At 28.3% G+C, this 9115-nt stretch carries 13 protein-coding genes; all 13 read left to right on the top strand.

Going from position 1 to position 9115, the window contains the following annotated elements; all coding sequences use genetic code 11:
- A partial coding sequence (locus BMW96_RS13390; protein WP_143050759.1) for an LPXTG cell wall anchor domain-containing protein occupies positions 1-456 on the top strand: 456 nt, incomplete at its 5' end.
- 178 nt (positions 457-634) lie between these two features.
- Positions 635-838 carry a 50S ribosomal protein L31 gene (gene rpmE, locus BMW96_RS13385; RefSeq protein ID WP_024722144.1) on the top strand — a complete coding sequence of 68 codons (204 nt, stop codon included), beginning with the start codon at positions 635-637 and terminating at the stop codon, positions 836-838.
- A 289-nt stretch (positions 839-1127) separates the two neighbouring features.
- The gene (locus BMW96_RS13380) at positions 1128-1877 is read left to right on the top strand and encodes an MBL fold metallo-hydrolase (protein WP_092356974.1); all 750 of its coding nucleotides are present in this window, start codon (positions 1128-1130) and stop codon (positions 1875-1877) included.
- A complete protein-coding gene (rlmH, locus tag BMW96_RS13375) occupies positions 1867-2346 on the top strand; it encodes a 23S rRNA (pseudouridine(1915)-N(3))-methyltransferase RlmH (RefSeq protein WP_092356971.1) in 480 nt (159 codons plus the stop codon). The genes BMW96_RS13380 and rlmH overlap by 11 nt, the downstream gene beginning before the upstream one ends.
- 15 nt (positions 2347-2361) lie before the next feature.
- Positions 2362-2640: a hypothetical protein gene (locus tag BMW96_RS13370; protein ID WP_092356968.1), complete on the top strand. Its 279-nt coding sequence runs from the start codon at positions 2362-2364 to the stop codon at positions 2638-2640.
- A 2-nt stretch (positions 2641-2642) separates the two neighbouring features.
- Complete coding sequence (locus BMW96_RS13365) at positions 2643-3125, top strand: peptidylprolyl isomerase (RefSeq protein WP_092356965.1); 483 nt, start codon at positions 2643-2645, stop codon at positions 3123-3125.
- Between the two features lie 3 nt (positions 3126-3128).
- Positions 3129-3386 carry a glutaredoxin domain-containing protein gene (locus BMW96_RS13360; RefSeq protein WP_092356962.1) on the top strand — a complete coding sequence of 86 codons (258 nt, stop codon included), beginning with the start codon at positions 3129-3131 and terminating at the stop codon, positions 3384-3386.
- Between the two features lie 139 nt (positions 3387-3525).
- Positions 3526-4140, top strand: coding sequence for a GyrI-like domain-containing protein (locus BMW96_RS13355; protein ID WP_092356959.1), 615 nt, complete (start codon positions 3526-3528; stop codon positions 4138-4140).
- 1 nt (position 4141) lies between these two features.
- Positions 4142-4684 carry a phosphodiesterase gene (yfcE, locus tag BMW96_RS13350; RefSeq protein ID WP_092356956.1) on the top strand — a complete coding sequence of 181 codons (543 nt, stop codon included), beginning with the start codon at positions 4142-4144 and terminating at the stop codon, positions 4682-4684.
- Positions 4685-4784: 100 nt separating this feature from the next.
- Positions 4785-5480, top strand: coding sequence for a GntR family transcriptional regulator (locus BMW96_RS13345; protein ID WP_092356953.1), 696 nt, complete (start codon positions 4785-4787; stop codon positions 5478-5480).
- Positions 5481-5643: 163 nt separating this feature from the next.
- The gene (locus BMW96_RS13340; RefSeq protein WP_092356950.1) at positions 5644-7722 is read left to right on the top strand and encodes a glutamine synthetase III family protein; all 2079 of its coding nucleotides are present in this window, start codon (positions 5644-5646) and stop codon (positions 7720-7722) included.
- A gap of 160 nt (positions 7723-7882) precedes the next feature.
- Entirely contained in the window at positions 7883-8524 is a 642-nt protein-coding gene (locus BMW96_RS13335) for a YczE/YyaS/YitT family protein (protein WP_092356947.1), read from the top strand.
- Between the two features lie 255 nt (positions 8525-8779).
- On the top strand, positions 8780-9115 hold a 336-nt coding region (locus tag BMW96_RS13330; RefSeq protein WP_177165858.1), incomplete at its 3' end, for a PD-(D/E)XK nuclease family transposase.

Genomic DNA, 9115 nt, shown 5'->3' with positions numbered 1-9115 from the left:
TTAGAAGCAGCTCAAGAAGTATTAGGAAATGAAAAAGCAACACAGGCAGAAGTAGATGAAGCATGTGATGCATTAACAAGAGCATATTTGAACTTAAGATTAAAACCAAATAAAGATTTATTGGCGGATTTAATCAATAAGGCAAATGGGTTAAATGCTGCAAGTTATACAGCTAATACATGGGCAGTAGTAGAAAATGAAGTAATAAAAGCACAGGAAGTATTAGAAGATCCAGAAGCAAGTGAGGCAGAAGTAAAAGCAGCCAAGAAAGCATTAACAAAAGCCCTTGAAGGATTAGTAGCAAAACCAGGAAATACAGTAGATACTAGTACACCAGTAAAAGCTGGAGATACAACAAGTATAAAAACTGGAGATGCAGTAAGTATGATGTATCCATTACTAGGTTTAGCAATTGCTTCATTAGGATTCTATGAAAGTAAAAAAAAGAAAAGATAAGATTAAATAAGACTAAATAAAACCTAGCTAATACTAGGTTTTATTTAATTTGTAATATAATAATTTATTTGTGTATTATTCAATTATATACTTGAAATAGAGATAATTTAATGTTATTATGTTATAGCAACTTACTTTGTAGTGAAATTAAGACTATAAGGCGGAAGGAGAAAAATATATGAAAAAAGGAATTCATCCAAATTACAAAAAAGTAAAAGTCGTTTGTACTTCATGTGGAAACGAATTTGAAAGTGGTTCAGTTTTAGATGAAGTACGTGTAGATACTTGTTCAAACTGCCACCCATTTTATACTGGTAAACAAAGATTTGCTAGTGCTGATGGACGTGTTGATAAATTCAATAAAAAATACGGATTTAAATAGTAGTAGATTTAGGAGCTGGTGCTCCTTTTTTCTATTTTCAAAAGTAATTAAATTTTAAAATAAGCAAAAGTGTATTTTTTATAAAAAAATTAATTAGAAAAAAGTTATTGTTTATAAACACAATTTAGTGATTTTATATCAACTGTTTTATTATAGATTTATATTAATTGATTACACTTTATTATAGAAATAAATTATTGTATCAATGTAAAAAAACGAAACTTAAATAATTAAAATGTTTCAACGATTTTTATTTATGTTATAATATTTTCACAGAGAGGATGAGTGGATGGAATTTCATATTTTAGCTAGTGGTTCTAAAGGTAATAGTACATTTATTTATGATAATGGAGTAGGAATTTTAATTGATTGTGGAATTAGTAGAAAACAATTATTATTTAAACTAAATTCTTTAGGATTTAAAGAAAGTAATATAAATTATGTACTTCTAACTCATGATCACTATGATCATAATAAAAATATCAGTATTTTTAATCATGATATTTGTTTTTGTGGCAAAGGATGTATTAAAGGAATTGATACTAGTCATGAAATTGAACCATATAAATTATTTAAACTTGCTCATTATGAGATAATGCCATTAAGTATTTCTCATGATGCCACTAGTCCATTAGCTTTTGTTATTAAAGGGAATGAAGAGTGTATATTATATATGACAGATACTGGTTATGTATCGCAAAAAAATCGTAAATATATAATTAATTTAGACTATTATATTATTGAAAGTAATCATGATGTAGAAATGTTGATGGCAACTAATCGACCATATTTTTTAAAACGTAGGATTCAAGGGGATACAGGACATTTAGATAATGTGTATAGTGCTAGATTGATGGTAGATTTAATTGGTGATAGAACTAAAGAAGTTGTTTTGGCACATTTAAGTGAGGAAGCAAATAGTGAGGCAAAAGCATTAGAGACATATAAAAATATTTTTAATGAAAATAATATTATTTTTAATAAGATTAAAGTTGCCAATCAGGTCAATATTGTTAGTGGAGGAAAGCGTGAAGGTTAAGATAATTTGTGTTGGTAAATTAAAAGAAAAGTATTTAGTAGCAGGAATTGCTGAATATTTAAAAAGATTGCAGGCATATTGTAAGGTCGAGGTTTATGAAGTGTCTGATGAAAGTATTCCAGATAATTGTTCACTAGCAAATGAAATGATTATTAAATCTAAAGAGGGTAAAAAAATTTTAGATAAAATAAAACAGGATGATTATGTTGTTTTATTAGATGTGGCTGGTAAAGAAATTGATTCAATAATGTTGGCAAAACAAATGGAAAATTGTATGATATCTGGTAAAAGCACAATAGATTTTGTTATTGGTGGTTCTTTGGGTCATGGTCAAGAGATAATAGAACGTGCTAATTTTAGATTAAGTTTTTCTAAAATGACGTTTCCACATCAATTAATGAGATTGATATTAGTTGAACAAATTTATCGAGCATTTAAAATTATGAAAAATGAAAGTTATCATAAATAAGGAGGAGGGGTTAAAATGGAAGTGGCATTAGTTATTGCAATGTTTGTTTGTACAGCTTTAGCGCTTAATTTTATGGTTAATGGAAGACATAAGCTATCAGGAACATTTGAAATCATTAATTTGTGTTTAATTGTAGCAACAGCATATCAGTTTGAGCTGGTTAATTCGATTATCATGGTGTTAATAGTATTAGCGATTTTAATTATTGCAGGCTTAATTCTTAATAAAAAAAGAAAGCAAAAAAAGCTTGCTAACGAAGTTATTGAAGCAAGAATTATAGATAAAGGAGAATAATAATGGAAACAGTAAATATAATTATAGAGATGGAAGATGGAAGTGTTATGAAAGGTGAACTTTATCCAGATGTTGCACCAATTACAGTAGAGAATTTTTTAAATTTAATAGATCAAGATTTTTTTGCAGGTTTGATTTTTCATCGGGTAATACCTGGGTTTATGATTCAAGGTGGTGGTTATGATAAAGACTTTAATCATCATGAGACAAAGAGTATTAAAGGGGAATTTAGTAGTAATGGTGTAACTAATGATTTGTTACATACAAGAGGCGTATTATCAATGGCTCGTACAATGATACCAGATTCTGCTTCTTCTCAATTTTTTATCATGCATGAAGATGCTCCACATTTAGATGGACAATATGCAGCTTTTGGTAAAATTACAGATGGTTTGGATGTTGTTGATAGAATTGCTAATATGCCAAGAAATATACAAGATTGTCCAAATGTACCAGTTGTAATTAAAACAATTAAAAGAGGATAAAAGATGTTAAAAATATTTGTTTTGAAAAATTGCCCTTATTGCAAAAGGGCCCTTGCTTGGATAGATGAATTAAAGAGAGAAAATTCTGTTTATGAAAAGATTTCAATAGAATTAATTGATGAGCAATTAAATAGTGAGTTAGCAGATTGTTATGATTATTATTATGTCCCAGCATTATTTGATAATAATGTAAAGTTACATGAAGGTGTTATTACAAAAGAGGGATTAAAATCTATTTTTGATAGCTATTTAGAAAAATAGTTTATTATAAGCGCCAACAGGAATTTATTTAGGTGGCGCTTTTATAATAATAAAATTATTTATTTTACTAAAATGTATACATTTTATGGTAGAATTTTTCTAAAAAAGTAATATAATAGGGAGAGCGGGAGATGATATAATGATTAAATTTGATATAAAAAAAGAGTATCCACAATTATATCGTGCAACTACTAAAAAAATAAGTAATATAATAGTACCAAAGTTAAAATATATTGCAATTGATGGTATTGGTAATCCAACAGTACCTGAATTTAAAGATAAGTCAAAATTATTATTTATAGTAAATAAATCATTAAAAGAATACTATCAAAAAGAAAATATTATTTTTAGTGGTTCAAAATTAGAAGGAGTATGGGATACATACGATAATAGTCATTTTGATGTATCTAGAAAAAAAATGATTAAATATACTTTAATGATGGTGCAGCCACCTGTTATAACTGGGGATATTTTAGAAAAAATAAAAATAGATGTTTTAACAAAAACAGGTGATTATTTAGCTTTAGATGTTTATCTTAAAGAGTTTGAAGAAGGTGAATGTATCCAAATGCTTCATATAGGTCCATATAATACAGAAATAAATTCAACTAAACAAATTATGGAATATATCACAGTTGCAAACTTAAAACTAAGTGGGTTACATCACGAAATATATCTAAATAAACCAGAACGTGTAGACGCTGAACATTTAAAGACAATTGTACGTTATCCAATAGAGGAGGAATTAGTTTAAAATGAAAATAATGTTTATATCTGATATTCATGGTTCATATAAATATTTGAAAAAAGCACTTGATATTTTTGAATTAGAACAAGCAAAAAAATTAGTGATTTTAGGTGATATTTTATACCATGGACCACGTAATGATTTACCAGATGGTTATGAACCTAAAAAAGTGATAAAATTATTAAATGATGTTAGAAATAAAATTATTGCTGTAAGAGGGAATTGTGATGCAGAAGTTGATCAGATGGTATTGGAATTTCCTATAAGAGCAGATTATGCTACTATTGATATCGATAATCACCATTTCTTTTTAACACATGGTCATTTATTTGACGAAAACAATCTTCCTAATTTAAATAAAGGTGATGTCTTTGTTTATGGACATATCCATAAGCAAGTTGTTAAAGAAAAAGAAGGTATATACATAATAAATCCTTCATCAATTTCATTACCTAAAGAAGGTAAAAATAGTTATGGTATTTATGAAAATAATATTTTTTATATTAAAGAACTTAATGGGGATATAGTTGATTCAATTGAAATAGAATAATTCTTTAGACTACTGCTGTAGTCTTTTATAATAAAAAAATCAGTGCAAATTTAATAAAAGTATGGTATTTTTTTAGTGTAAGATATATAGGAGAAAAAACATGTTTAAATATATTGATATTGCTGATGATATTAGAAATAAAATAATAGAACATGAATATACATATGGTCAAAAACTTCCATATGAGTATGCTTTATGTACACTTTATAATTGTAATAAAGAAACAATGAAAAAAGCATTAGATATTTTGGTTAAAGAGGGATTAATAATTAGAAGAAGGGGTTCAGGAACATTTGTAAAGGCTATGGAGAGTCCCAATATTTTTACAGGGGGATTAAGTCAGAGGTATAAGGGGATTAAAGAGGTTGAAAGTGAGGTAATAGTATTTGAAGTAATTTCGAGTGATAAAATAATTTCTGATAAACTTCAAATTGAAGAGGGGGCATTTGTATATCATATAGTTAGATGCCGAAAGCTTGATAATAAGCCCTATTCCATTGAAATTATCTATATGCCAATATCGGTCATACCTAAATTAAAAATAGTAAATATAAAAAATTCTATTTATCAGTTTATAGAAGAAACATTAAAATTAAAAATACAAAGTGCACACAAAACTGTAACTGGGCACATTTCGTCTTCTTTAGAGCAGGAGTATTTAGGTTTAAGTCCTACTGAACCATATTTTCAGATAGAACAAATAGCTTATTTAAGTAGTGGAGTTATATTTGAATATTCTTTTACAAGATTTCATTATAAGGATTTTCAACTTAAAACAGTTGTATTAGCAATGTAAAATATCTTTGAATACTAAATATCTTATTAAAGAATTATGTTTTGATAAAAAATATCATCTCAATTATTGACACAAAAAAAAGTAACAGTATAATAACGGCATATATACATATATTAATTATATGATTATGTGTTGTTAATAAACCAACAAGGGGGAACTTAGAATGGAAATGAATAAGTTATTAGAAGATTATGGATGCTTAACATTTAGTGATGATGTGATGAAAGAACGAATTCCTAAATCTATATATAAAGCTTTCCATGCTTCTTTGGATAAGGGAGAGGAATTATCTAAAGAGTGTGCAACAGTTATTGCTAATGCAATGAAAATATGGGCTGTAGAAAATGGTGCTACTCATTTTACACATTGGTTTATGCCAATGACAGGATCGACAGCAGAAAAACATGATGCTTTTCTTGAACCAGATGGTTCAAAAGCAGTATTAGAATTTAGTGGAAAAACTTTAAGAAAAGGTGAACCAGATGCTTCTTCTTTTCCTTCTGGAGGATTACGAGCTACATTTGAAGCAAGAGGTTATACTGCGTGGGATTGTACATCACCTGCTTTTGTTAAAGATGGGAGTTTATATATTCCAACATTATTTTGTTCTTATACTGGAGAAGCATTAGATAAGAAAACACCACTATTGAGATCATGTGATGCTTTATCAAAGGCCGCATGTAGATTGTTACCAAAATTAGGAATTGAAGGAGTTACAAAAGTTACTGCTTCTGTTGGTGCAGAACAAGAGTATTTTTTAGTATTGGATGAATACTATCAAAAAAGAATGGATTTAAAATTAACTGGTCGTACTTTATTTGGAGCAATGGCCCCAAAGGGGCAAGAATTAGATGACCATTATTTTGGTAGTCTTAAACGTAAAGTTGCAGCTTTTATGAAAGATTTAGATCATGAACTTTGGAGATATGGTATTCCTTCAAAAACTAAACATAATGAAGTTGCCCCAGCACAACACGAAGTAGCTATTGTATATTCTAAAGTTAATATTACAACTGATAATAATCATTTATTGATGCAGCTTATGCAAGATATTGCTAAAAAACATGGTTTACGTTGCTTATTACATGAAAAACCTTTTGCAGGTGTAAATGGTTCTGGTAAACATGATAACTGGTCAGTTATTACAAATACAGGAATAAATTTATTTGATCCAGGTTCTAATCCTGCTAAAAACAAGTCTTTTATTGCGGCTCTAGCTTGTACAATCAAGGCAGTTGATGAATATTCTGATTTATTACGCATGAGTATTGCTAGTGCTGGTAATGATCATCGTTTAGGTGCTAATGAGGCTCCCCCTGCTATTATTTCAATGTTTTTAGGTGAAGAACTAGAAGCATTGATAGAAGAAATTTGTGAGGGTAAGAAGACAAATAAGACAGATGCAACTCGTTTTGCTACAGGTGTTTCAGTAGTACCTACTTTTTCAAAAGATAATACAGATCGTAATCGTACTTCGCCTTTTGCTTTTACTGGGAATAAGTTTGAATTTCGTGCTGTTGGATCAAGTCAATCTGTAGCTGGTCCAAATACAATTCTAAATGCGATTTTAGCTAATGCTATGGAAGAAATGGCAACTGAATTAGAAACTGGTAAATCATTTGATGATGTAGTTAAGTCATTTATTAGTAATCATAAACGCATTATTTTTAATGGAGATGGCTATTCTGCTGAATGGGAAGAAGAAGCTTTTAAACGTGGACTTTTAAATAATAAAAATACAGTAGATGCATTAAAATGTTTAAAAGATGAAAAGAACATTGAAATGTTAAAACGTTTAGGTGTATATAGTGAACTAGAGTTAGCATCACGTTATGAGATATTGTTAGAAGGATATATTAAAACAATTCAAGTTGAAGCTTTAACAGCTTTAAAAATGACTAAGACTCAAATATATCCTGCTGTATGTGAATATTTAGCAAAATTTTCGGCAGAAGTTATAACAAACAAAGAGGCAGGGTTAGATATTGATTTTTTAGCAGATGATTTAAAAATATTGGCAGAACTTGTAAAGAAGATGAGAGAACAAATGGTAACATTAGATAATAATATTAGTGCTGCACAAATTTTAAATACAGATATTTTTGATCAAGCTGTTGTTTGGCGTGATGAAGTTTTTGAAATGATGCAAGAGTTAAGACAAACAGTTGATACAATTGAAGAATCAGTAGATGCAGAATATTGGCCAATTCCAACGTATATAGATTTATTGTTTGGAATTTAAGAACGTAAAAAAAGTCATGATAATAAAATTTATGGCTTTTTTATTTACTAATCTAATGAAAATATATGATAATTTCAATTTTTGAAAACACTTATAAAAATATTGACTAGATAAATGAAATCACTATAATATTGCCTATATAATAAAGGGGATTGGAAAGATGTTTAGACGGATTGTTGTATTAGTATTAGGGGTTATAATTGTAGGATGTAGTTCAGCATTAACTCTTAAAGCTGCTATTGGGGTAGGCGCTTGGGATGCTTTAGCACAAACCGGAAGTGATGTTACTGGGATTGAAGTTGGGACAGTAGGAATGTGTTTTAATTTTTTATGTATTTTCATTCAAATTGTTGTTCTTAGAAAAAGTTTTAAAATAACACAGTTTTTACAAATTCCAGTAAGTATATTATTAGGAATAATTATTAATTTTATGCTGTATCAAGTTTATAATAATTTTATAGTAACAGAATATTGGATAAATGTTGTGTTACTAATTTTAGGATACATAATTTGTGCTTTTGCAGTAGGTATGGTTATGGTTCTTGATATTGTAACGTTTGCTTTAGAGGGGGCTTGTATGGCGGTTAGTAAAGTTTCAGGTAAAAAATTTCATGTGTTGCGTCAGGGTGTTGATATAATTTCTGTATTATTAATTATAATAATTGTTTTTGTTACAGAGGTTCCATTAGCGGTTAGAGAGGGAACAATTATCGGAGTACTGTTATTTGGACCAATGATGGGGATTTTTATGAAATTACAAAAGCCTGTTTTTAAGAAATTAAACCTAATTGATTATAATTAATGATAAATAAGTTTTAGGTGTATTATATTAAAGACTTTAATAAGTTGTTATTATTCATAGTCAAATAAATAAAAAACTTCAAAAAGGCATGTGTGGATTTGATTTTAGTCGAATTTGCTATGCTTTTTTATTTTGTTTTTTGTATTTTTGTTGTGTTATTTATAAATGAGTTCTTGGTATTTATCAATACTGATTTTTGATTTTTAAAAGTAATCCTCTTAATTATTTTGTAAAAAATAATAGGAGGATTATTATATGAGTGAAGTAATTGGTTATCAAAATGATTTAGTTAAATTTAATAATGATCTTTTCTTTAAATATCTTCTTTCCAGAGATACTGCTGAATCTAGATTGTTAAGAAAGTATATTGTTAAACTTGTTACCAATATTGACTGTAAAAAAATGATTGTTAAAAATCCTGAAATCAATCAAAATACTGTTCTTGCTAAAAATATTATTTTAGATATTTGTGCTGTTGATGAAACTGGCAGAATTATTGACATAGAAATGCAGATGGCAGGCAGCTCTAACAGTGAATCAGCAAGGTTTCAGTTTTATGGAGCTAGACTTCTAGTAGAACAGTTAGATGCT

The sequence above is a fragment of the Thomasclavelia cocleata genome (genome assembly GCF_900102365.1).
GTDB classification, from domain to species: Bacteria; Bacillota_I; Bacilli_A; order Erysipelotrichales; family Coprobacillaceae; genus Thomasclavelia; species Thomasclavelia cocleata.
This window is presented reverse-complemented; position numbering and strand designations above follow the sequence as displayed.

Bases quoted from the DNA above. Each gene is read 5' to 3' on its own strand.
- rpmE (WP_024722144.1), top strand. From the start codon at position 635: ATGAAAAAAGGAATTCATCCAAATTACAAAAAAGTAAAAGTCGTTTGT.
- BMW96_RS13380 (WP_092356974.1), top strand. From the start codon at position 1,128: ATGGAATTTCATATTTTAGCTAGTGGTTCTAAAGGTAATAGTACATTT.
- BMW96_RS13370 (WP_092356968.1), top strand. From the start codon at position 2,362: ATGGAAGTGGCATTAGTTATTGCAATGTTTGTTTGTACAGCTTTAGCG.
- BMW96_RS13365 (WP_092356965.1), top strand. From the start codon at position 2,643: ATGGAAACAGTAAATATAATTATAGAGATGGAAGATGGAAGTGTTATG.
- BMW96_RS13360 (WP_092356962.1), top strand. From the start codon at position 3,129: ATGTTAAAAATATTTGTTTTGAAAAATTGCCCTTATTGCAAAAGGGCC.
- BMW96_RS13355 (WP_092356959.1), top strand. From the start codon at position 3,526: ATGATTAAATTTGATATAAAAAAAGAGTATCCACAATTATATCGTGCA.
- yfcE (WP_092356956.1), top strand. From the start codon at position 4,142: ATGAAAATAATGTTTATATCTGATATTCATGGTTCATATAAATATTTG.
- BMW96_RS13345 (WP_092356953.1), top strand. From the start codon at position 4,785: ATGTTTAAATATATTGATATTGCTGATGATATTAGAAATAAAATAATA.
- BMW96_RS13340 (WP_092356950.1), top strand. From the start codon at position 5,644: ATGGAAATGAATAAGTTATTAGAAGATTATGGATGCTTAACATTTAGT.
- BMW96_RS13335 (WP_092356947.1), top strand. From the start codon at position 7,883: ATGTTTAGACGGATTGTTGTATTAGTATTAGGGGTTATAATTGTAGGA.